This is a genomic window from Amycolatopsis nalaikhensis (assembly GCF_030264295.1).
Lineage (GTDB): Bacteria > Actinomycetota > Actinomycetes > Mycobacteriales > Pseudonocardiaceae > Amycolatopsis > Amycolatopsis nalaikhensis.
In genome coordinates this window covers 1,785,605-1,808,278 of record NZ_CP127173.1, presented here as the reverse complement: position 1 = coordinate 1,808,278, position 22,674 = coordinate 1,785,605, and the positions used below count along the sequence as shown (strand labels likewise).

At 72.6% G+C, this 22,674-nt stretch carries 21 protein-coding genes; 13 read left to right on the top strand and 8 right to left on the bottom strand.

The annotated features are described in order from the left end of the window. Positions 1-100 precede the first annotated feature (100 nt). From QP939_RS08645 to QP939_RS08635, 3 genes are all read right to left on the bottom strand, one after another. Positions 101-415 carry a hypothetical protein gene (locus QP939_RS08645; protein ID WP_206787823.1) on the bottom strand — a complete coding sequence of 105 codons (315 nt, stop codon included), beginning with the start codon at positions 413-415 and terminating at the stop codon, positions 101-103. Between the two features lie 64 nt (positions 416-479). Beyond that, a complete protein-coding gene (locus QP939_RS08640) occupies positions 480-776 on the bottom strand; it encodes a chorismate mutase (protein WP_285456088.1) in 297 nt (98 codons plus the stop codon). Between the two features lie 161 nt (positions 777-937). Next, positions 938-1,363 carry a DUF1707 SHOCT-like domain-containing protein gene (locus tag QP939_RS08635; RefSeq protein WP_285456087.1) on the bottom strand — a complete coding sequence of 142 codons (426 nt, stop codon included), beginning with the start codon at positions 1,361-1,363 and terminating at the stop codon, positions 938-940. Positions 1,364-1,594: 231 nt separating this feature from the next. On the opposite strand from QP939_RS08635, the gene pcrA reads away from it, so the two are divergent. Further along, positions 1,595-4,006, top strand: coding sequence for a DNA helicase PcrA (pcrA, locus tag QP939_RS08630; RefSeq protein WP_285456086.1), 2,412 nt, complete (start codon positions 1,595-1,597; stop codon positions 4,004-4,006). A gap of 762 nt (positions 4,007-4,768) precedes the next feature. Here the strand turns inward: pcrA and QP939_RS08625 are convergent. Further along, positions 4,769-5,449, bottom strand: a complete 681-nt coding sequence (locus tag QP939_RS08625) for a M23 family metallopeptidase (protein WP_285459697.1) — start codon at positions 5,447-5,449, stop codon at positions 4,769-4,771. A gap of 1,084 nt (positions 5,450-6,533) precedes the next feature. Here QP939_RS08625 and QP939_RS08620 point away from each other — a divergent pair. From QP939_RS08620 to QP939_RS08600, 5 genes are all read left to right on the top strand, one after another. Then, the gene (locus QP939_RS08620; protein WP_434219641.1) at positions 6,534-8,345 is read left to right on the top strand and encodes a hypothetical protein; all 1,812 of its coding nucleotides are present in this window, start codon (positions 6,534-6,536) and stop codon (positions 8,343-8,345) included. Next, positions 8,342-8,632, top strand: coding sequence for a hypothetical protein (locus QP939_RS08615; protein ID WP_285456084.1), 291 nt, complete (start codon positions 8,342-8,344; stop codon positions 8,630-8,632). Before QP939_RS08620 ends, QP939_RS08615 begins: the two co-directional genes overlap by 4 nt. 117 nt (positions 8,633-8,749) lie before the next feature. Further along, entirely contained in the window at positions 8,750-9,919 is a 1,170-nt protein-coding gene (gene sucC, locus QP939_RS08610) for an ADP-forming succinate--CoA ligase subunit beta (protein ID WP_285456083.1), read from the top strand. 1 nt (position 9,920) lies between these two features. Beyond that, positions 9,921-10,811: a succinate--CoA ligase subunit alpha gene (sucD, locus tag QP939_RS08605; RefSeq protein ID WP_285456082.1), complete on the top strand. Its 891-nt coding sequence runs from the start codon at positions 9,921-9,923 to the stop codon at positions 10,809-10,811. Between the two features lie 210 nt (positions 10,812-11,021). Then, entirely contained in the window at positions 11,022-11,789 is a 768-nt protein-coding gene (locus QP939_RS08600; protein WP_285456081.1) for a DUF5336 domain-containing protein, read from the top strand. A 40-nt stretch (positions 11,790-11,829) separates the two neighbouring features. Here the strand turns inward: QP939_RS08600 and wzt are convergent, their stop codons facing one another. Further along, positions 11,830-12,567 (bottom strand): galactan export ABC transporter ATP-binding subunit Wzt/RfbE, encoded by a 738-nt coding sequence (gene wzt, locus QP939_RS08595; RefSeq protein ID WP_285456080.1) that lies wholly within the window; start codon positions 12,565-12,567, stop codon positions 11,830-11,832. Positions 12,568-12,639: 72 nt separating this feature from the next. On the opposite strand from wzt, the gene QP939_RS08590 reads away from it, so the two are divergent. The 5 genes from QP939_RS08590 (at position 12,640) to QP939_RS08570 (ending at position 17,806) form a co-directional block, all read left to right on the top strand. After that, positions 12,640-13,290, top strand: a complete 651-nt coding sequence (locus tag QP939_RS08590; RefSeq protein WP_285456079.1) for a TetR/AcrR family transcriptional regulator — start codon at positions 12,640-12,642, stop codon at positions 13,288-13,290. Between the two features lie 60 nt (positions 13,291-13,350). After that, the gene (locus QP939_RS08585; protein ID WP_285456078.1) at positions 13,351-14,811 is read left to right on the top strand and encodes a cell division protein PerM; all 1,461 of its coding nucleotides are present in this window, start codon (positions 13,351-13,353) and stop codon (positions 14,809-14,811) included. A 77-nt stretch (positions 14,812-14,888) separates the two neighbouring features. After that, complete coding sequence (purN, locus tag QP939_RS08580) at positions 14,889-15,506, top strand: phosphoribosylglycinamide formyltransferase (RefSeq protein WP_285456077.1); 618 nt, start codon at positions 14,889-14,891, stop codon at positions 15,504-15,506. Continuing rightward, a complete protein-coding gene (gene purH / locus QP939_RS08575) occupies positions 15,496-17,055 on the top strand; it encodes a bifunctional phosphoribosylaminoimidazolecarboxamide formyltransferase/IMP cyclohydrolase (protein WP_285456076.1) in 1,560 nt (519 codons plus the stop codon). Before purN ends, purH begins: the two co-directional genes overlap by 11 nt. A gap of 25 nt (positions 17,056-17,080) precedes the next feature. Beyond that, entirely contained in the window at positions 17,081-17,806 is a 726-nt protein-coding gene (locus QP939_RS08570; RefSeq protein ID WP_285456075.1) for a hypothetical protein, read from the top strand. On the opposite strand, the gene QP939_RS08565 is transcribed toward QP939_RS08570, so the two are convergent. Genes QP939_RS08565 through QP939_RS08555 form a run of 3 tightly spaced genes read right to left on the bottom strand, consistent with a single transcriptional unit; the run spans position 17,803 to position 19,578 of the window. Continuing rightward, on the bottom strand, positions 17,803-18,309 hold the full coding sequence (locus tag QP939_RS08565) for a GNAT family N-acetyltransferase (protein WP_285456074.1): 507 nt from the start codon (positions 18,307-18,309) through the stop codon (positions 17,803-17,805). The genes QP939_RS08570 and QP939_RS08565 overlap by 4 nt on opposite strands. After that, positions 18,306-19,052, bottom strand: coding sequence for a hypothetical protein (locus QP939_RS08560; protein ID WP_285456073.1), 747 nt, complete (start codon positions 19,050-19,052; stop codon positions 18,306-18,308). Before QP939_RS08560 ends, QP939_RS08565 begins: the two co-directional genes overlap by 4 nt. Before the next feature lie 46 nt (positions 19,053-19,098). Next, positions 19,099-19,578, bottom strand: coding sequence for a GNAT family N-acetyltransferase (locus QP939_RS08555; RefSeq protein ID WP_285456072.1), 480 nt, complete (start codon positions 19,576-19,578; stop codon positions 19,099-19,101). A 217-nt stretch (positions 19,579-19,795) separates the two neighbouring features. Here QP939_RS08555 and imuA' point away from each other — a divergent pair, with 217 nt between their 5' ends. Together imuA' and QP939_RS08545 are read left to right on the top strand one after the other, a co-directional pair. After that, positions 19,796-20,506 carry a DnaE2-dependent mutagenesis accessory factor ImuA' gene (gene imuA' / locus QP939_RS08550; protein ID WP_285456071.1) on the top strand — a complete coding sequence of 237 codons (711 nt, stop codon included), beginning with the start codon at positions 19,796-19,798 and terminating at the stop codon, positions 20,504-20,506. Between the two features lie 556 nt (positions 20,507-21,062). Beyond that, positions 21,063-22,673 carry a DNA polymerase Y family protein gene (locus QP939_RS08545; RefSeq protein WP_491624966.1) on the top strand — a complete coding sequence of 537 codons (1,611 nt, stop codon included), beginning with the start codon at positions 21,063-21,065 and terminating at the stop codon, positions 22,671-22,673. The last annotated feature ends 1 nt before the right edge of the window (position 22,674 follow it).

Here is a 22,674-nt window from a genome sequence, read left to right as displayed (position 1 = left end):
CGCGTTCGGAGCCGCCTGCGGAGTTTCGCCGCCTTGACGCCACGCGGCCGGGCGGCGGTCCAACGGCTCACCCGCCGCGAGCCACGCCCCGGCGCGCCGCTCAGCCTCCGGTGCGATACCGGTCCCGAGTCGACTGCAGGGCCTTCGTGGCCACCACACCACTGCCCGCCGCGACGATGATCGCGAAGACGTCGAGCGTCGGCCCGCCCGCGGTGAGCAGCCAGGCGAACAGCGACGCCGCGGTGGTCCCGCCCGCCACCGCCCAGCGGCTGCGGACGTACTGCGCGACCGGCGCGCCGCCGGCGCGCTTGCCCGCCGCGTTGTTGAGCAGCGCCAGATATCCCACATGGCCCAGCGCGGCCAGCACGCTCGCGAGCGCGACGATGACGGCGATGAGGTTCACGAGCCAGTCCATGGCTCCAGTCTGCCCGCACCCGGGCGCCCGGTGCCTCGGGGAATACCCCGAATTCAGCCGGACGTCACCGGCCGAGCCTGCCCCGCCCGAGGTTCAGCAGCGCCATGGCGAGCTGACGGCCGTCCGGGCCGAGCTCGCGGTAGCGGGCGAGCACGTCCATCTCGCGGTTGTAGACGATGCGCGTGCCGCCGGCGGCCATCCGGGCGGCCCCGATCGTCTTGGACACCTCGATCCGGCGTTTCACCAACCGGAGGATCTCCTTGTCCAGCCAGTCGATCTCCTGCCGGAGCGACGCGATGTCGTCGCCGGCGGGGGTGTGCTCGGCGGGCTGCCCGTCGGCGTTCGTCGCTTGTGCGTTCATCGGGACCTCTTTCTCGAAGCCCGGAGCCGGCCCCAGGGACGGCGACAGCCCCGGGTCCGTGGACTCCGGGGCTGGCGTGATGGCGGTTCGGGCACTACGCGATCACGGGAGCCGGAGTCCGGGTCCCGTAAAAAAATCGCTCTGCGTGGTGCCGCACGGGTTCAGTATGGCACAGCCGCGCGGGGGCGTTCCCGTGCCGCGCGCACCCGAGCATGAACGAAGACGCTCACGGTGAGCCAGAACAGCGGGAACGCGGGCCAGAAGAACCCGGCGCCCAGCACCGCCCAGCGCACGATCACCAGCACCGCGACGGCGACCGCCACGGCGAGGTGCAGGCGCAGCGCGGGGTGGCGGCGCAACGCCTCCCGCGTCAGCGGGAAGCCGGGCCGGGGCGGGTCCGGCCGCGGCAGGTCGGCGGTGAGCTCGGTCAGCTCGTCCGTGAACCGCGCGGCGTAGACGCGGGTGAGGCGCTCTTCGACCTCTTCGAGGGTGAGCCGGCCTTCGGAGCCGGCGGTCTGGACGGCGGTGGCGACGCGCTCGCGGTCGGCGTCGGCGGCCCGGATGCGGGCGGTGGGAGTGGTTTCCATGTCCGTCGATGCTCCGCGCGCCGCGCCCGTCGCGCGTCGGACGCCAGGCGACACCTCCGGCTACGCCCGGCGCGGTACCCGAGCGGGCCGAAGGGGACTTTCCTCTCGTCACATGCGAGGAAAGTCCCCTTCAGCGCGTCAGATGCGATGAACGTCCCCTTCAGCCCGCTCGGGACGCGCGCCCCCGGACTCTGCCGGGTCCGGACCCGCCCGGGGTAGCGTGGACAGACGATGGACACCCTCTTCGATCTCCCCGCCGAGACCCCCGTGCGCAAGCCCGCCACCGGCGGGCAGGCCGAGCTGCTCGACGACCTGAACCCCGCCCAGCGCGAAGCCGTCACCCACGCCGGTGGCCCGCTGCTGGTGGTGGCGGGCGCGGGATCGGGCAAGACCCGGGTGCTGACCCGCCGGATCGCCTACCTGCTCGGGCAACGCCGGGTGCACCCCGGCGAGATCATGGCGATCACCTTCACCAACAAGGCCGCCGCCGAGATGCGCGAGCGCGTCGCCGCGCTCGTCGGGCGCCGCGCGAACGCGATGTGGGTGTCCACGTTCCACTCGATGTGCGTGCGGATCCTGCGCCGCGAGGCGAAGACGCTCGACATGTCGTCGAACTTCTCCATCTACGACTCCGACGACACCAAGCGGCTCATCACGCTGGTGGCGCGCGACCTCGACATCGACCCGAAGCGGTACGCCGCGCGCACGCTCGCCGTGCACATCTCGAACCTCAAGAACGAGCTGACCGACCCGGAGACGGCGGCGGCGAACGCGGGCAACGACCTCGAACGCCGCGTCGCCGAGGTCTACGTCGAGTACCAGCGGCGGCTGTCCCTGGCCAACGCGTTCGACTTCGACGACCTCATCATGCGCACGGTCTCGCTGCTGCAGGCGTTCCCGGCGGTCGCCGAGTACTACCGGCGGCGGTTCCGCCACGTGCTGGTCGACGAGTACCAGGACACGAACCACGCGCAGTACACGCTGGTGCGCGAGCTGGCCGGGACGGCGCCGAACGAAGCGGGTGTCGAGCCGGCCGAGCTGTGCGTCGTCGGTGACGCGGACCAGTCGATCTACGCCTTCCGCGGCGCGACGATCCGCAACATCGAGGAGTTCGAGCGGGACTTCCCCAACGCGCACACCATCCTGCTGGAGCAGAACTACCGCTCCACGCAGACGATCCTGTCCGCGGCGAACGCCGTGATCGAGCGGAACCCGAACCGCCGCGCGAAGCGGCTGTGGACGGACTCGGGCGACGGCGAGAAGATCGTCGGCTACGTCGCGGACAACGACCACGACGAAGCCGCGTTCGTCGCGGGCGAGATCGACGCGCTGGCGGAGAAGGGCGAAGCCGACTACTCCGACGTCGCCGTCTTCTACCGCACCAACAACCAGTCCCGCGTCTTCGAAGAGATCTTCATCCGGCTCGGCCTGCCGTACAAGGTCGTCGGCGGCGTGCGGTTCTACGAGCGGCGCGAAGTCCGCGACATGATCGCGTACCTGCGCGTGCTGGCGAACCCAGAAGACACGGTCAGCCTGCGGCGCGTGCTGAACGTGCCCAAGCGCGGCATCGGCGACCGCGCCGAAGCCGTCGTGGCGACGCACGCCGAGCGCGAGCGGATCTCGTTCGCGCAAGCGCTCCGCGACGCCGTCGACGGGAAGCTGCCGCTGCTGAACCCGCGGTCGGTCAAGGCGATCGGCGGGTTCGTCGCGCTGCTCGACGAGCTGGGCGAGCTGGTCGCCTCCGGCGCCGAGGTGCACGACGTGCTGGAAGCCGTGCTGGAGAAGACCGGCTACCGCGTCGAGCTCGAGGAGTCCGACGACCCGCAGGACCACACGCGCGTGGAGAACCTCGACGAGCTCGTCACGGTGGCGCGGGAGTTCGCCGAGATCACCGCCGAGGTCGCCGCGGACGAGAACGCCGAACTGGTCGTGGAGGACGGCGTTCCGGCGCCCGGCTCGCTGCCCGCGTTCCTCGAGCGCGTGTCGCTGGTCGCGGACGCGGACTCGGTCCCTTCGCCCGACGGCGGCGAGGAAGGCGACGGCGGCGCGGGCGTGGTCACGCTGATGACCGTGCACACCGCGAAGGGCCTGGAGTACCCGGTGGTGTTCTGCACCGGCTGGGAGGACGGCGTCTTCCCGCACATGCGCGCGTTGGGCGATCCGACGGAGCTGGCCGAGGAACGGCGGCTCGCGTACGTCGCGATCACCCGGGCGCGCCAGCGGTTGTACGTCTCGCGCGCGATCACGCGCTCGGCGTGGGGCCAGCCGTCGATGAACCCGGCGTCGCGGTTCCTCGACGAGCTGCCGCCGGACCTCGTCGACTGGCGGCGGCTGGAGCCCTCGAGCGCTGGGTTCGGCTTCGGTTCCGGCTCGCGGGGCACACCGCGCGCGGCGACGACGTGGGGCGGCCGCCGGTCGTCTTCGCCGTCTTCGCCGGGCACGTCGTCGTTCGGGAAGGGCTGGAAGGACACGGTGGCGCTGAAGCTGGACGTCGGCGACCGGGTCAGCCACGACAAGTACGGCCTGGGCACGGTGATCTCGTGCGACGGCGTCGGCCCCCGCGCCACGGCGACGATCGACTTCGGCGCGGCCGGGAAGGTCCGCCTGATGCTCATCGGCAGCGTGCCGATGGTGAAGCTCTAACACCCGTCCGAGTGAACCCGGCGGCGATCTCCCCGATCGCCGCCGGAATCGTCGTACCCACCCGGTACAACTGACCCCGTACTCGAACAAGAGTTCGACGGAGGGGGTAGTGTGGTGTGGACGCGGTGCTGTTTGGCCTGCTGGCCGAAGGGGTACAGAAATACCTGCGAGGAGTCCTGGGGTCGACGGTTCCCGATCGGGGTCGGGAGCCTTCGGGGGCTTCAGGAATTTCTTCGCGTGCGGGAGCGGAGGCGTGCCGGCTGGCCGCCGCTTGGCGAGCGCTGCTCAGGCAGCACGAGCTCGGCGCGGACGGGCGATGTGTCACCTGCGGCCGGGGACGCCGCTGGACGACGCGTCGCCGCGCCGCGCGTGTCCGCTCCGCGGGGGGCGCCGTGTCCTGGGGGTGGGTGCCGGTGCGCCGGCCCGCGGAACTGTGCACGGTGTGGCAGGTCGCCGTCGCGTACTTCATCCGCCGCTTGCCGGGCGGGCAGCGGTAGCTGGTTGCGGGCGCTGAGCGGCTTTTGGGGGGCCTTGAAGAGGCTGAGGGTGGTTCCGGGTGCCCGCGGGGGTTCCGGGCGGCCTGAAGGGATTTCGGCTGCGGACCGCCGGGCGGCGGCCGGGCGCACCGGTGTCCCGGCCGGAGCGGTGAGCGTCGCGGCCGAGGGACGTCGTCGGCCCTCGGCGGCGGATCATGGCTCTACAGCGGGGTTTCCTGCGTTGGCCGTTGTGGACGGCCGTGGTGAATCGGTCGGAGCGGCAGGCTCAGATGACGACGCCGCGCGCGGCCAGCCAGGGCCGGGGGTCGATCTTCTTGGTGCCGTTCTGCCAGACCTCGAAGTGCAGGTGCGGGCCGGTGCTCTGGCCGCGGTTGCCGATCTCGGCGATCTGCTGGCCGCACTTGACCTTCTGGCCTTCCTTGACCGAGAAGGAGTTCATGTGGCCGTAGACCTGGATGGTGCCGTCGTCGAGCTGGATCCGCACCCAGAGGCCGAAGCCGCTGGCCGGCCCGGCGTCGATCACGGTGCCGTCGGAGGCGGCGTAGATCGGGGTGCCGATGGAGTTGGCGATGTCGATGCCGAGGTGGCTCGTGCCCCACCGGGCACCGAAGCCCGAGGTGAAGGTCCCGTGGGCCGGGAGGCAGGTCTTGGGGCGAGCGGCTTCTTCGGCGGCCTTGCGGGCGGCGTCGGCTTCGCGCTGCTCACGGGCCTGCGTGACGGAGGCGCTGTCGGAGAGCTTCGCGGCTTCGGCGGAGGCGTCGACGGCGTGGCCGGTCGGCAGGAGTTCCGGGGCGCCCCCGGAGCCCGCACCTCCCGCGGTCAGCGAGGCGCTGGCGTCCTGGCTGTTGGCCAGGGGGGTGACGGCGGCATCGGAGTCCGTGACCGACTTCAGGGTCTGTCCCGCGGCGGCGGCGGCGAACGCACCAGCCGCGACGGCGGCGACCACGACACGGCCGCGAAGGGCCGAAGAGGGCGGGGCGATGCGGTGCGCACCCCGGACACGGACGACCGCGCCTTCGAGCGCGTCCTTCAGTGCCGGGGAAGGAGCTTGGCCGCCGGGGGAGCGGTGTGAAGCCAAGACAGGGCCTTCCATCGTCGGGGAGCCGGGTCGAGGACTGCGGGCGGGGGAACCCGGTGAGCCAACCTCGGGGGCGGTTTGCTCGTCGTCCTACTTCGTGACCTGACTGTAATGGGGACCGGGGGACAGTAACGAAGGGGCACCGCTGTAGGCAAGATCTGCCCCGCGCGTCGGCCGAACGGGTGGTCAGCGGAGCGCGCTCACCTGTGGGAATTACGCAAAGTCAGACGGGGTTTACTGCATTGGTTGTGACTTGCCTTACAGCCCTTGCGGTCGGTCGAATGCTCTCCACGGCGTCGGCGGCGGTTGGGGCCGGAATAAGGGTTTGCCTGCGGATGTTCAAGCCTTTTCGACACGTCCGGCCGCTGTCCCGCGTTCTCGGGCGCGGATGTGGTGCTGCATCGAGGCGGCCGAAGTCGACCGTTCATCGACGCAAGTGAACCGCTCGTCGACTGGCGGCCCAAGATCCGGTTTAGGTGCCGGATTTGTCCCCTTGCGCCCCGCTCCGCACCCGACTAAGCGGCCGATCTCCCACGCGGCGCGATCGCATCCCCCGTGACCCGGCGCCACCCGGCTCTGACAAACGGACGCCCGGGAAGCTCGCGGGGTTGCTCGCCAACTCGAGTCTCATCCGGCCCTGGCTCGCTCGGCGCCCTCCGGCCCGCGCCGATGCGCCAGCCGGAGCCACCCCCGCTCGCCCGGCAGCCCCGGCCCGGCCCGGCCCGCTCGACAGCTCGCACGTCCGGGATCGGCCCACTCGCCCGCATCCGCTCAGCTGCCCGCACCCCAAAACCCCGGCCAGCCCGCGCGGCGACTCGTGCTCCCGGCACTCTCCGGCCGCCCGGCCGCCACCCGACTCGGCGACCCGCGCCCCAAACCCACCCCATCCACTCGGCGACTCGCGCCCCGCTGGCCCCTCCGCCCCGGCCCGAACTTGCTAGCGTCGCTGGCAATGCCCCCACGCTCAGAACCGCCCGGCCGGAGCACCCCCGCCACCCCGCCGGATCCCGACTCCGCCCGTCCCACCGGCAAGCGGATGCCCACGCCTGCACAAACCCCCTGGCTCGACGAAGACACGCAGTCCCGGCCGCTGACCGTCGCGATCGGACTGACCGCCGCAGGCGCCCTCGCGCTCACCGTCGCCGCGCTGGTCCCCGTCTCGCCCGACGCCGCTCCCGGCTTCACCAGCTGGCCCTGGCTGGCCCTCCTCTTCCTCGCCCCCGCGGTCGCCGCGATCGGGGCCGTCGCGGCGAAAAAGCCCGGCATCGGCGGCGGCATCGTCCTCGGCCTGGCCGCCCTCGCACCAGGTCGCCTCCTCCTCGACCTGCAGTTCGCCGTCAACGGCCCCCTCACCATCCGCCCCGAGCTCTACCTGCCCGACCGGTTCGTCGGCGGCTCGGCCGTCGGCGCCGGGTTCTGGCTGCTGGTCGCCGGGCACCTCCTCACCATCGCCGCCGGTGTCCTCGCCTGGCGGGCCCAGCCCCGCGACGAGCCCGAACGACGACGCTGGCGGCTGCTCGTCCCGCTCCTCGCCGTCACGGCGTCGGTCGGGCTGCTGACCGCTCCCGTCCACTCCGACAACGGCTTCCTCCTCGCCCGCTCCGCCTTCGAAGGACCCTGGCCCGCCCTCGGCGGCTACCTCCTGATCGCCGCCGCGCTGCCGCTCGCCGCCGCGCTCGCCCTCGCCGCCCCCTCCGAACGCACCGCTCGCGGGACCCTCCTCGGCCTCACCGCCGGGGCCTTCGCCGTCGCCGCTCCCGCGCTGCTGGCCGGGCTCTTCCGGGCCGACCTGCACGTCACCTGGGGACCCTGTCTCGTCCTCGTCGCGACGGCGCTCACCGCCGCCCTCGCCTTCACCCGGCTCGCCGAGAAACCGAAGACCGACGCCGAAGTGCGGGTGCCCGGCCTCTTCTGGTGGCGGCTCACCACCGGCCTGCTCGGCCTGGCCACCGCGGCCGCCGCGGTCGTCGGCACCTTCGCGCCGCAGGTCGCCGTCACCGCGCTCAACCCCGGGGCCGTGACGCCCGTCAGCGCCGCCGCCGAAAGTCCGGCCCGGTGGTTCCTGCTCGTCGCCGCCCTTCTGGTCGCCGTTCTCTCCCTCGGCACTCTCGTGCCGAAGACCGCCGCCGCGGCGCGGCCCGTGCTGGGGCTCGCCTGGGCCGGGATCGTTCTGGCCGGGACCGCCGTCCTGAACACCGCCCTCACCGCCACCCAGGCCGGCAACCTCGCCGGGTTCGGGGGCACCGCCGCGCCCGCCTTCGGCTACGACCTCGGTGCCGGCGCCGCCTGGACGTTCGCCGCCCTCGTGCTCGCCGCCCTGCTCGCGCTCGCCGTCGTCGGGACCGGCGTCGTCGAACGCGAAGACGCCGGGAACAGCACCGCCGACGGTGGCCTGCTCACCCCCGTCGTCGCCGGGGCCGTGCTGGCCGTCGCCGCCTTCGGGCTGCCCGTCTTCAGCGTTCCCGGTTACGTCGCCCCCGGGCTCTGGTCGAACTTCGACACGCCGTCGTGGGGGCTGCTCACCGCCGTCGTGGTCGTCGTCGGGGCCGCCGCGCTCGCGCTGCGGTCGCGGCCGAAGCCCGCCGCCGCCCTGCTCGCCGGTGCCGCTCTGCTCACCGGGCTGCACGCCGCGGAACTGCCGCTCGTCGGCGGCGCGCTCGGCGACGCGAGCCCGTCGACCGGGTTCTGGGTCGCGCTCGCCGCCGTCGCGGCGTTGCTCGTCGGCGCGGGCATGGCCGTCGCGGGCGGGCGCGACCAGTCGTGATCCGCGTGCTCGTCGTCGAGTTCACCCGGCCCGACGCGGCCGCCGTCGCGCTCGGCCGCTTCCTGCGCGACGAAGGCGTCGAGGTCGTCCACGCCGGACCCGTCGACACCGCCGAGCAGATCCTCCGCACCGCCGAACAGGAGGACCCGGACGCGGTCGTCGTCCTCGGTGCCGAGCCGCCGAGCCTGCCCGGCTTCCGGGTCTTCACGACCGCCGCCGAAGCCGCGGAATGGGCCTCCGGTGGGCGGTCTCACACCGCTGACGCACCGTCTGACCGCGCACGGTGACCGACTTCACCAGGTGCGGAGTCCCCTGCGTCTGCGCAGGTCGCTAACCTCGACTGGTCCGACAGCGCGGTCCGGCAACGGACCACCACAGTGGCGTGTCGTCAGGAGACTGGAGTAGTGGACCTCTACGAGTACCAGGCGAGGGATCTCTTCGCCGCCCACGGAGTACCGGTTCTGCCGGGTGCCGTGGCTAGCACCCCCGAAGAAGCCAAGGCCGCCGCCGAGCAGATCGGCAACCAGGTCGTCGTCAAGGCCCAGGTGAAGACCGGTGGCCGCGGCAAGGCGGGCGGCGTCAAGCTGGCCCAGACGCCGGACGAGGCGAAGGAGAAGGCGGAAGCCATCCTCGGCCTCGACATCAAGGGCCACATCACGCGCCGCGTGCTCGTGGCGGAAGCGTCGGACATCGCGTCCGAGTACTACTTCTCCTTCCTGCTGGACCGGGCGAACCGCACCTTCCTCGCCATGGCCTCCTCCGAAGGCGGCATGGAGATCGAGCAGCTCGCCGTCGAGCGCCCCGAAGCGCTCGCGAAGATCCCGGTCGACGCGATCGCCGGGGTCGACAAGGCGAAGGCGCTCGAGATCCTGAAGGCCGGCAACTTCCCGGCCGACATCATCGACGAGGCCGCCGACGTCGTCGTGAAGCTCTGGGAGACCTTCGTCTCCGAGGACGCCACGCTGGTCGAGGTCAACCCGCTGGTCCGCGACCCGCAGGACAAGATCATCGCCCTCGACGGCAAGGTCACCCTCGACGAGAACGCCTCCTTCCGCCAGCCGGGCCACGAGGCCCTGGTGGACAAGGAAGCCGAGAACCCGCTCGAGGCGAAGGCCAAGGCCAAGGACCTCAACTACGTCAAGCTCGACGGCGAGGTCGGCATCATCGGCAACGGCGCGGGCCTCGTGATGTCCACTTTGGACGTCGTGGCGTACGCGGGCGAGAAGCACGGCGGCGTGAAGCCGGCCAACTTCCTCGACATCGGCGGCGGCGCGTCGGCCGAGGTCATGGCGGCCGGCCTGGACGTCATCCTCAACGACACCGACGTGAAGAGCGTGTTCGTCAACGTCTTCGGCGGCATCACCGCGTGCGACGCGGTGGCCACCGGCATCGTCGAGGCCCTGAAGATCCTGGGCGACGAGGCCACCAAGCCGCTGGTCGTCCGCCTGGACGGCAACAACGTCGTCGAAGGCCGGAAGATCCTGGCCGACGCGAACCACCCGCTGGTCACCGTGGTGGACACAATGGACAACGCGGCCGACAAGGCTGCCGAGCTCGCCGCGGCAGGTGCGTGAGATGTCGATCTTCCTCAACGAGAACAGCAAGGTCATCGTCCAGGGGCTCACCGGCTCCGAGGGCATGAAGCACGCCACCAAGATGCTGAAGTCCGGCACGAACATCGTGGGCGGCGTCAACGCCCGCAAGGCCGGCCAGACCGTCACCATCGAGGGCAAGGACCTCACGGTCTTCGGCACCGTCGAAGAGGCGATCAAGGAGACCGGCGCCGACGTGTCGGTCATCTTCGTGCCGCCGAAGTTCGCCAAGGACGCGGTCGTCGAGGCGATCGACGCCGAGATCCCGCTCGCCGTGGTCATCACCGAGGGCATCCCGGTGCACGACTCCGCCTACTTCTGGGCGCACGCGGTCGCGAAGGGCAACAAGACCCGCATCATCGGCCCGAACTGCCCCGGCGTGATCAGCCCCGGCAAGTCGAACGCCGGCATCATCCCGGCCGACATCACCGGCCCCGGCAACATCGGCCTCGTGTCGAAGTCCGGCACGCTGACCTACCAGATGATGTACGAGCTGCGGGACATCGGCTTCTCGACCGCGGTCGGCATCGGCGGTGACCCCGTCATCGGGACCACCCACATCGACGCCCTCGCGGAGTTCGAGAAGGACCCCGAGACCAAGGTCATCGTGATGATCGGCGAGATCGGCGGCGACGCCGAAGAGCGCGCCGCGGCGTACATCAAGGAGAACGTGACCAAGCCGGTCGTCGGCTACGTCGCGGGCTTCACCGCGCCCGAGGGCAAGACCATGGGCCACGCGGGCGCCATCGTGTCGGGCTCCTCCGGCACGGCCGCCGCGAAGAAGGAGGCCCTCGAGGCCGCCGGCGTCAAGGTCGGCAAGACCCCGAGCGAGACCGCCGTGCTCGCGCGTGAGCTGTACAACAGCCTCGGCTGACAACAGCGCGTAATCGCAGGTGAGGCCGGGTACCGCACAGGTGCCCGGCCTTCCGCGTGTTTTCGGACGAAACCTCCCGAGGTATTCACGCGTCTGGTGGGCTGACGGCGCAGGAGTGCGCTAGCGTTCTGCGCACACAAGCCGCCTCGTCTTCCCCCTGGGTGCCCGCGCGCGCCCGGAGTGCCGGTCGAACCGACAGGAGTGCATCCGATGACCTTCCCCAGCGGCGGGCCCGGCTACCCCCAGCAGGGTGGCGGCCAGCAGCCCCCCGGACCCCCGTCCACCGGTGGGTTCCCGCAGCAGCAGCACGCGGCGCACCAGGCGCCGTCGGGTGCCGCGGGCCTGCCGCAGAACCTGCCGCTGCTGCTCGCCCTGGTGGTGGCGGTCCTCGCGCTCGTGCAGTACTTCCTGGGCTTCTCCGACAGCGGCGAGGTCGGCCTCGGCGGGACGTACCTGCTGGCCGGTGGTCTGCTCGCCGGGCTGCACGCGCTGCCGAAGGGCCCGAAGACGCTGCCGTTCGCGGCGCTGTTCAGCGTCCTCGGCGCGCTCGACGTCCTGGACACGCTGGTCGGGATGCAGACGACGCCCGGCATCGTCACGGTCATCCTGATCCTGGGGATCCTGCAGATGCTCGTCGCGGTCGGCGCGCTGCTGCTCGAGTACGACGTGATCAAGCCGCCGGCGCCGAAGCCCGCCGCGCCGCCCTACAGCGGCCAGTACGGTCAGCCCGGCCAGCAGCAACAGCAGTACGGCCAGCCCGGTCAGCAGTACGGCCAGCAGCAGCCGGGGCCGGTCGCCCAGACCGGGGAGCCGTCGGCGCCGTTCTCGCAGCCGGGCCAGTACGGCTCGCCGAACCCGCCGTCGACCACGCCGCCGCCGCAGGCCACGACGTACGCCCCGCAGCAGGGCCAGTTCTTCCAGCAGCCGCCGTCGGACAACCCGGGCACGCCGCCCGGTGGTTTCGGCAAGTCGAACTGACAAACACCCGCTGTGACGCTCCGCCGTCACAGCGGGTGTTTCATTTCCCCTTGTAGGCACCGAGGACGTCGGCCAGCGAGCCGCTCATGCGGATCCGGCCATCGTCCATCCACAGCGCGGTGGTGCACAGCTCGCGCAGCAGTTCGTCGGAGTGCGAGGCGAACACCAGCACGCCGGCGCGGCGGGCGAGGTCGACCAGCCGCTGCCGGGCCTTGGCGAGGAACGCCGCGTCGATCGCGCCGAGACCCTCGTCGAGGATGAGGATCTCGGGGTCGATCGTGGTCACCACGCCGAGCGCGAGCCGGACGCGCATGCCCGCGGAGTAGGTGCGCAGCGGCAGGTGCAGGTAGTCGCCGAGCTCGGTGAACTCCGCGATGTCGTCGACGCGCTGGGCCATCTGCCCGCGGCTCATGCCGAGGAACAGCCCGCGGATCAGGATGTTCTCGTGGCCGGAGACTTCGGGGTCGAGGCCGACGCCGAGGTCGAACACGGGCGCGATCCGGCCGACGACGCGCGCGCTGCCCCGGGTGGGCTCGTAGATGCCGGAGAGCAACCGCAGGAGCGTGGACTTCCCGGCGCCGTTGTGCCCGACGAGCCCGACGCGGTCGCCGTCGCCGAGGGACAGCGTGATGTCCCGCAGCGCCTCGATGACGGGGGTCTTCGCTTCGGTGCCGATCTTGCCGCCGACCTTGCCGAGCACCCGTTTCTTCAGCGAGCGCGTCTTGGCGTCGAAGATCGGGAAGTCCACGGAGGCGCCCCGGACCTCGATGCTCACCATGCCGTCGTCCCTCCCGATCGCCGAATGCGAACGGAGATTATCATTCGCACCTGACCGGGTAACGTGCCGCCGGTGAGCCAGCCATCCGCCGAGCCGGGCTTCCGGCCGCCGCAGCAAGCCCGCAGCCGCGAGTCCCTGCAGAAGGTCCTCGCCGCCGCGGAGCAGGTGCTGGCCGGTGGCATCGAGGAGTTCACCGTTGGCGCGGTCGCCGAGCGGGCGGGCCTGTCGGTGGGCGCGATCTACCGCCGGTTCGCGGGCAAGGACCAGCTGCTGTACGCCGTGAAGGACCAGTTGCTCGGCGAGCTGGAGGCCGCGGTGGGCGAGGCGCTCAGCGCGTCGGCGGCGGAACTGGACGAGGTCGTCGCCGCGTTCACCCGGGCGCTGGCCCGCACCTTCGCCGAGCACGACCGGATCTTCCCGGAGCTGCTCGACGCCCAGCGCGCCGACGGGCGCGACCGCGGTCTGGCGGCACTGGCCGCGATCCAGCGCGTGTTCGTCGACGCAGTCGGCCCCTGCCTCGCCGAAGTCCGCCGAGAAGACCGTGAGGAAGCCGTCCGGATGGCGGCCCGGACGATCATCGGCGCGTGCGTGCACCGGGCCGCGACCTGCCGGTTCTGGTCCGACGGCCGGTCGTGGTCGGCGTGGGCGGCCGAGGCGGCCGCGATGGCGCTCGCCTACCTGCGGTCACCCGGCGAATCGCGGCCACCCGACCGGGTGGGTTAGCTTCGCCACGGTGTCCGGCGGCGGCGTGGCTCACCCGGTCGGAGCAGCCCGGGTGTCAGGGTGCGGATCATGGACGTGCTCACCGACTCGCGCGAAGAGCCGGTGAGCGACCTCGAGCCCGCCGTCGAACTCTCCCGGGCGGCGCGGGTGCGGGTGTTGCTCGCCGCCGCCCTCGGCCCGCTGGTCACCGGCTACGCCGCCGTCGCGACCGTGCTGACCCTGGTCACCCTGACCGCCGACCGCGCCGTCTTCTCCGGTACCGGTGTGCTGCTCGCCGCCGGGCCCGGCTGGCTCGCCGCGCACCAGGTGCGCCTCGACCTCGGCGGCCACCCGATCGGGGTGCTGCCACTGCTGCCTACGCTGGGTGCGCTCGCACTGGCCGCGCGGACGGCGTCGGGTGCCGCCCAGCGCCTCGGCTGCCGCTCGCCCCGCGAAGCGCTGCCGGTGTTCGTCACGATCACCGGCGCGCACGCGGTGTTCGGCCTGGTCATCGCGCTCGGCGCGCAGGGTTCGCCGGTGTCGGCGAACCCGCTGCTCGCCTTCGTCGTCCCCGGGCTGCTGGCCGCCGTGGCAGCCGGGACGGGCATCGCGTGGTGCTGCGGGTTGCCGGACGTCGTCGCCGATCGCCTCGACCCTCTCGCGCTGCGCGGGGTCCGGGCCGGGGCGATGGCCTTCGCGGTGCTGGTGGCCTGCGGTGCCGCCGTCTTCACCGTCGCGACCGCGCTGTCCTGGAAGACCGTGGCCGATATCTACGAGCCCGCGTTCGGCACCAGCTTCGGGCTCTTCCTGCTGTCGCTGCTCTACCTGCCGAACGCCGTGGCGGCCGGGCTCTCGTTCGTCACCGGGCCCGGCTTCTCGATCGGCGACCTGAACGTCGGGATGTTCGGCTACCGCGGCGGCGCGGTGCCCGGCGTCCCGCTGCTCGGCGGGCTGCCCGAGCACCACTCGGCGTGGTGGCCGGCCCTGCTGGTGCTGCCCGCCGCGACCGGCGCGCTGGTCGGCTGGTCGCTGCGCAAGGTCGACGCCGACCCGGCGCAGCGCATCCGCACGGTCGCGGTTGCCGGGGTGGTCGTCGCGCTCGGCTGCGTCGTGCTGGGGACGCTCGCCGGCGGACGCCTGGGCGACGGCCCGTTCGACCCGGTGAGCGTGCCGGTCGGCGTCGCCTCGATCGTGGCGTTCTGCTGGGTGGTCATCCCGGGGTCGTTCGTCGCGTTCTTCACGGGTGAGCACGAGCCACCGGCACCGCCGCCCGAAGCGCTCGAAGAGAACGAAGCCTTCGAGGACGCCGACGACGTCGACGCGGAAGAAGCGGCCGAAGCGGTCGAGGAGATCGAAGCGTCCGAAGAGGACGAAGAAGAACAGCCCGGCGAAGAGCCCGACGACGACACCGAGCTTTCACGTGAAAGCTCCACCACCGAGGACGCGGAGCTTTCACGTGAAAGCTCCGCCGAGCCGGACGAAGCTGTGACCGGAGGCACCGAGACCTGCGGTGACGTCGAGCCGGACGAGGCCGACCGTTAGGGTTGTCGTGACCTGGTGAAGCGCCGTGCGCCCGGCTGCGCACCGCCCGCGGCAAGGAGCCCGCTCTGTCTCAACGGTTGGAGCTGCCCACCCCGGTGAAGCTCGTCGTGCTCGCGTCGGGCTCCGGCACCCTCCTGCAGTCGGTGCTCGACGCCACCGCGCGGTCCGGCTTCCCGGCCAAGGTCGTCGCCGTCGGCGCCGACCGCACCGGCATCGAGGCGCTGACCCGCGCCGAACGCGTGAGCATCCCGTCGTTCACCGTCCGCGTCGCCGACCATCCCGATCGCGCGGCCTGGGACAAGGCGCTGACCGAAGCCGTGGCGGCGTACCAGCCCGACCTCGTCGTCTCCGCGGGCTTCATGAAGATTCTCGGCGAGCAGTTCCTCAGCCGGTTCACGGTGATCAACACGCACCCGGCGCTGCTCCCGTCCTTCCCCGGGATGCACGCGGTGCGCGATGCGCTGGAGGCCGGGGTCAAGGTCACCGGCTCGACCGTGCACTTCGCGGACGCCGGGGTCGACACCGGGCCGATCATCGCCCAGGAAGCGGTCGTCGTGGAGCACGACGACACCGAAGACGTCCTGCACGAACGGATCAAGGCCGTCGAACGCAGGCTGCTGGTGGAAACGATCGAGCGACTCGGCCGCGGTGGCTGCACCGTGGACGGACGAAAGGTGACATTTCGTGAGCACTGACCTGGGACGGCGCCCGGTCCGCCGGGCGCTGATCGGCGTCTCGGACAAGGCGGGCCTCCTGGACCTCGCGACCGGCCTGCACGCGGCCGGCGTCGAGATCGTCTCCACCGGCGGCACGGCGAAGGTCATCGCCGACGCCGGGGTCCCGGTCACGCCGGTCGAAGAGGTCACCGGGTTCCCCGAGTCGCTCGACGGCCGCGTCAAGACGCTGCACCCGCGCGTCCACGCCGGCCTGCTGGCCGACCAGGGCAACCCCGACCACGTCGAGCAGCTGCGCAAGCTCGACATCGCGGCGTTCGACCTGCTGGTCGTGAACCTGTACCCGTTCGCGCAGACCGTCGCGTCCGGCGCGAGCCCCGAGGACTGCGTCGAGAACATCGACATCGGCGGCCCGGCGATGGTCCGCGCGGCGGCGAAGAACCACGGCAGTGTCGCGGTCGTCGTCGACCCGGCCCGCTACGAGTGGGTCCTGGAGCGCGTCGCCGACGGCGGCTTCGACTTCGAGGACCGCAAGCGGCTCGCGGCGCAGGCGTACGCGCACACGGCGGCGTACGACACGGCCGTCGCTTCCTGGTTCGCCAGCTCGTACGCGCCCGCGGACGACGCCGGGTTCCCGGACTTCCTCGGCGCCACCTGGGAACGCGCCGACGTCCTGCGCTACGGCGAGAACCCGCACCAGAAGGCCGCGCTGTACAAGAGCCAGAACCCGGGCCTGGCGCACGCCGAGCAGCTGCACGGCAAGGCCATGTCCTACAACAACTACGTCGACACCGACGCCGCCCGCCGCGCCGCGTTCGACTTCGCCGAGCCCGCCGTCGCGATCATCAAGCACGCCAACCCGTGCGGCATCGCGATCGGCGCGGACATCGCCGAGGCGCACCGCAAGGCCCACGCGTGCGACCCGGTTTCGGCCTACGGCGGCGTCATCGCGACGAACCGGCCGGTCAGCCGCGAGGCCGCGGAGCAGATCGCCGAGGTCTTCACCGAGGTCGTGCTGGCCCCGGACTTCGACGCCGAAGCGCTGGAAATCCTGCAGCGCAAGAAGAACATCCGGCTGCTGAAGCTGCCCGAGGCCCCGGCGTTCCCGGTCGAGTTCCGCCCGATCTCCGGCGGCGTGCTGCTGCAGACCGTCGACGCGATCGACGCGCCGGGCGACGACCCGGCGTCGTGGACGCTGGCCACCGGTAACCCCGCCGACGAGCAGACCCTGCGCGACCTCGAGTTCGCGTGGCGCTCGCTGCGCGCGGTCAAGTCGAACGCGATCCTGCTGGCGAGCGACGGCGCGACCGTCGGCGTCGGCATGGGCCAGGTCAACCGCGTCGACTCCTCGCGGCTCGCGGTCTCGCGGGCGGGGGACCGGGCCAAGGGCTCGGTGGGCGCGTCGGACGCGTTCTTCCCGTTCCCGGACGGCCTGGAGGTGCTGGTCGAGGCCGGTGTCCGGGCGATCGTGCAGCCCGGCGGCTCGGTCCGCGACCCCGAGGTGATCGCGGCCGCGGAGAAAGCCGGTGTCACGATGTACCTGACGGGGACGCGCCACTTCGCGCACTGACCCGCGCTTCGAGAGGGAGGGCTCGATGCAGCAGCCGCCGCAGTACGGCCAAGGTCAGCAGGGGTACCCGGGCTATCCGCAGCAGCCCGGGTACCCGCAGCAACCCGGCTATCCGCCGCCCGGCTACGGCGCGCCGATGCGGCCGCCGAAGAAGAAGCGGACCGGGTTGATCCTCGGCATCATCGGTGCCGTGGTCGTGCTGCTGGGCGCGGGCATCCCCCTCGGCATCTTCGCGAGCGACTACTTCGCGAGCACCGGCGAGGCGCCGTCGTCGTCGCCGGTGCCCGCCGAGTGCCAGATCTCGGCGCAGGTGCTGGAGAAGGCCGGGTTCCCGAGCTTCGTCCTGGGCGGTCAGGGCACCCAGGACGTGCCGGGACTCAAGCAGCAGGGCTGCAGCTGGAAACCGGGTCCGGACGAGAACGTCCGTGACGCCACCCTGCACGTCCAGATCACTAAGTACTCCGGGGAGAACGCGCGCGAGCAGGCGAACGACATGTTCCTGCCGACCAAGCCGGAGATCGCTCCGACGGACGTCAAGGGCATCGGCGACAAGGCGGCCCTCGTCCGGCTGGCCACGAAGAGCGCGTTCAGCGGGGCCGAACTGCACATCCTCAAGGGCACGACCGTCGTCCTGGTCGAGGTGACCGGCTGGGACAAGGGTTTCTTCTCGAACTCGCCGATGCCGCAGCAGGAATCCGACGACACCGTGAAGGCCGTCGGCGCGGAGATCGTCAAGAAGCTGGGGCGTTAAGGGCGGAAGAGCGCGTAGACCACTTCGTCGCGCCAAGTCCCGTCGCGCCAGGTGACTTCGCGCATCACGCCTTCGCGGTGGAACCCGGCTCGTTCCAGGGTCTTCTGCTCGGCGACGTTCTCGCCGTCGGTGAAGGCCTCGAGCCGGTGTGCGCGGGTGACGGCGAAGAGGTGCGCGACGAGCAGCCGGTGCGCGGCGAGGCCGATGCCGCGGCCGCGGTGCTCCGGCAGCAGCGTCAGCCCGATCTCGAAGCAGCCGCCCGCGGGCCCGCCGCGGTCGGCGGCCTCCCAGCTCGCCATCCCGGCGACGACGTCGTCCGCCGTTACGGCCACCGCGGAGTTTTCGGCGCCGAGGTAGCCGTCTTCGGCCCAACGGCGACGGCGCGCCTTCGGGTCGGCGAACCCGGTCCACTGGTGGACGCCGAGCACGGCCGGATCGGTGGCGAACCGGTCGAGGACGGGCAGGTCCTCCTCGCGGAAAGGCCGCAGGTCGACGGCGTTCACGCGGGCGCGGGAAGCGTCCGGCAGAGCGCGGCCGGGAACTTCGGTTCGGCCGCGCGGATGTCGGCGCACCCGGCCGTGGTGACCTTGGCGAACGACGCCCACCCCGCGTCGGTCCAGCGGAAGACGGCCCGCGACGGCGGATCGGTCTGGCGCACCAGCAGGTCCAGCACGAGCCAGTCGGGCGTGCAGGTGCGTGTGGTGCCCGGGCTTTCGGCACCCACAGCGGACACCGCGGCGCCGATCCACGCCGGGTCGCAGTGGTCCGCGGGCGGGGCGCAAGCGCCCTGGGGGCCGCAGTGGCCCCAGCCGGCCCCGAGCTTGTGCCACGCATCGGCGTTGGCGTTGAGGATCACCGTGCGGTCCGCGACCGGGCCGGACGCGGTCAGCCGCAGCTCCGCCGGCACCTTGTCCTGGCAGCCGCCCGCCGCGGGCCGCGTCGAGTAGACGACGTCGGCGCGGATGTCGGTCTTCGACTCCACGACCTGCTCGATCCGCGGCTCCCGGACGCACCCGGGGTCCTTGCCGGGCAGCGCGACCTGCACGAACAGGCTGGCGTCGTCGGGGCCGGGGCGGATCCCGGTGACGTCGGCGCGGAACGACCGCCACTCCGCGCCGATGGTCGTCGGGCCGGGGGCCGCGGCCGTCGCGCCGGGCACGCCGCCGCCCGCGGTGAGCACGACGGCGGCCACCGCGCCCGCCACGACCAGCGCGCCGGCGAGCCACAGGATCGGCCGTTTGGTCATCACAACCCCCAGAAGTCCACCGGGCAATCTAGCCCACCCCGTGGCGTCAGACGGGCGGACCGGGGTTTTCGCGATCTTTTTCCAGGTACACGGCGCCGCGGATGTGGCCGTCGACGTCGGGGGCGTCGGTGAGCCGGTAGCCCGCACGCTGGTACATCGCGATGTTGCGGGCGCTGCGGGCCCCGGTGAAGAGGACGAACTTCCGCGCCTCGGCGGGAGCTTGCGCTTCGGAGTGCGCGAGCAGGCGGCGGCCGAGCCCGCGCCCGGCGAGGTCGGGGGCGACCATCAGCCGGCCGATCTCCCAGCGGTCGCCGTCGAGCCGGGCGCGCACGGCGCCGACGAGCCGGTGCTCGTGCCGCAGGACCCACACCGCCCAGGTCTTCGTCCAGTCGCGGACGTCTTCGAGGGTTTCGTGCAGGGCGGGGATGTCGAGGGTGTCGTTGAGGACGGCCTCCTGGACCCAGCAGCAGCGTTGCAGGACGAGCAGTTCGGGGCAGTCCTCGGGGCGGATGTCGGTGAGCTCCACGCGGTCTGTCTAGCTGCGGTTTCGCGGCCGGGCAAGCGGTTTTGAACGGACCCTTGTGGGTGACTTGACAGGGTGGCCGGTTGACGGTTGACTGGGTTACGTCGAACACGTGTTCGACGTGGAACCGCCGCCTTCCCCGCGGCGAACCAGTGCTGTCGGTCGTGTTTTGGGAGAGGCGTGGCCGCCGGCCTAGTCCGTTGGTGGGGAGGTGCGTGCGGTGACCGCTGTGGTGGAGCCGCCGGTGGCCCGGCTGGCGGCCCTGCCCGGGGTGAGCACGGCGAGCCGGGTGGCGGCCCAAGCCGAGCGGGCCAGGGTGACGGGAAGGGTGCTCCCGGTCGCCCCGGCGCTGGCCGAGCTGCTGCCGGCCGCCGGGCTCCGCCGCGGAAGCACGGTGGCGGTCCACGGCGCGAGTTCGCTGTTGCTGGCGTTGCTGGCGGCGCCCACGGCGGCGGGTTCCTGGGCGGCGGTGGTCGGCATGCCCTCGCTGGGCCTGGCGGCGGCGGCCGAGTACGGAGTCGACCTCTCGAGGCTGGCGCTGGTCCCGCGTCCGGGAGCGGAGCTGCCGGGGGTGGTGGCGGCGTTGCTGGACGGAGTGGACGTGGTGGCGGTCCATTCGGAGACGGTGCAGGCAGCCGTGGCGCGGCGGTTGTCAGCCCGTGCTCGCCACCGCGGCGCGGTGCTGTTGGCGGCTGGGGCTTGGCCAGGCGCGGACGTCGAGTTGTCGTGCCGGGTATCGGCTTGGGAGGGACCGGAGAGCGGATACGGGCACCTGCGCGAGCGACGGGTGGAGGTCCGAGCGCACGGCCGCGGTTCGGCGGCTCGTCCGGTGTCGGCGGTGCTCGAGCTGCCGGGTGCTGGGGGCGTGGTGACTTCGGCGGGGGCTGCTCGGGGTCTCGGGCGGGAACTTCGCGAGGAGGCCACGGCGTGACGGCGTTCGTGGTCGCCTTCGGAGCGGCTTCCGCGCGGGTCCGGGCCTATGAGGGCGCGGGCCGTCGGGGTGCGCGCCGAGTCTTCGGGTCTGCGAGGTGCTCGGCTGTGGGTGTGTGCCGAGGTTTCGAGTCTGCGAGCTGCCCGGCCGGGGGTGTGCGCCGAGCCTTCGCGCCCGCAACCCGCCCGGGCGTGGGTGTGTGCCGAGGCTTCGAGTCTGCGAGCTGCCCGGCCGTGGGTGTGCGCCGAGTCTTCGTGCCCGCAACCCGGCCGGGCGTGGGTGTGTGCCGAGGTTTCGGGTCTGCGAGCCGCTCGGCCGGGGGTGTGCGCCGAGCCTTCGGGCCCGCAACCCGGCCCGGCGTGGGTATACGCCGAACCTTCGAGTCCGCGAGCCGCTCGGCCAGGGGTGTGCGCCGAGCCTCCGCGCCCGCAACCCGCCCGGCGCGGTGCGCGTGTTTTCCGGCCAAGGGCCCCGGCTGTCCTGCCGAGCCCGCGAACCGGCCTTCCGGGCGCGGGTCCCTCCACCACCTCGGTTCGGCGGTCGTGCGGGAGGCGGCATGACCGTCCCCGCCCAGCGCGGCACCTCGCCCACCCCCACCCGGATGCTCGTCCTCTGGTGCCCGGACTGGCCGGTGGTCGCCGCGGCGGCGGTCGGCGAGGTTGCCGTCACCCAGCCCGCCGCCGTCTTCTCCGCCAACCGCGTCGTCGCCTGCAACGCCCCCGCCCGGCGCGGTGGCGTGCGGCGCGGCATGCGGCGGCGGGAAGCGCAGTCGAACTGCCCCGAACTGGCCGTCTTCGCCGCCGACGATGGCCGGGACGCGCGGCTCTTCGAGGCCGTCGCGCGGGCTGTCGAAGCGCTCGTCGTCGGGGTCGAGGTCGTGCGGCCGGGGCTGGTCGCCGTGCCCGTCGCCGGGGCCGCCGGGTACTTCGGCGGTGAACACGCCCTCGTCGAGCGGCTCGTCGACGAAGTGTCCGCCGCGGCCGGCGTCGAATGCCAGGTCGGGGCCGCCGAAGGCCTCTTCGCCGCGACGCTCGCCGCGCGGCACGGCGCCTTCGTCGAACCCGGGCGCGTCGCCGAGTTCCTCGCTCCGCTGCCCATCACCGAACTCGACCAGCCCGGGTCCGACCGCGCCGAGCTCGTGGACCTGGTGCGCCGTCTCGGGTTGCGGACGCTCGGGGCCTTCGCTGCCCTCGACGAACGCGACGTCGTCACCCGGTTCGGCACCGCCGGGACGCTCGCCCACCGGCTCGCTCGAGGACTGTCCGAACGGCCACCCCTGCGCCGTCGCCCGCCGCCGGAGCTGACGCTCACCGAGGAGTTCGATCCCGTCGTCGAGCGGGTGGACGTCGCCGCCTTCCTCGCCAAGGGCCTCGCGACGCGGTTCTGCGCCGCGCTGGCCGGGCACGGCCTCGCCTGCACCCGGCTCGGCATCTACGCCGTCACCGAAGAGGGCGAACACCTCGGCCGCGTGTGGCGGTGCGCCGAACCGCTGACGCCCGCCGGGGTCGCCGACCGCGTGCGCTGGCAGTTCGAAGGCTGGTTGCGCGCGGCGCCGGGCGCTCGCCCGACGTCCGGCGTGGTGCGGCTGCGGCTCGAACCCGAGGAGACGGTCGAGGGCCGGTCGCTGCAGCTGGACCTGTGGCAGAACGGCCGTTCCGACGAAGACGACGAACGCGCCGCCCGGGCGTTCGTGCGGGTCCAGGGCCTGCTCGGGCCCGAGGGCGTGCTCACCCCGCTGCTCGACGGCGGCCGCGACCCGGCGGGCCGAGTGCGGCTGGTGCCGTGGGGTGACCCGCGCGAGCGCACGACGCCCGTCGACGCGACCTGGCCGGGCCGGCTCCCGGCCCCTTCCCCGGCGACGGTCCTCGACCGCCCGGTACCGGCGCAGATCTTCGACACCGAGGGCCGCCCGGTCGGCCTCACGACCCGCGACCAGCTGACGGCGCCGCCTCGCCGCCTGACCATCGCGGGTGGGACGCACCGCGAGGTCACCGGCTGGGCGGGGCCGTGGCCGCTGGCGGGCGACCGCCGGAACCCGGGCCCGCGACGCGCACGGCTGCAGCTGGTGCTCGCGGGCGAGGGGAACGACGACCCACCCGAGGCGGTGCTGGTGCACTGCGCGGGCACGGAAAATCCACTGTGGACGGTCGAGGGAGTGTACGACTGAG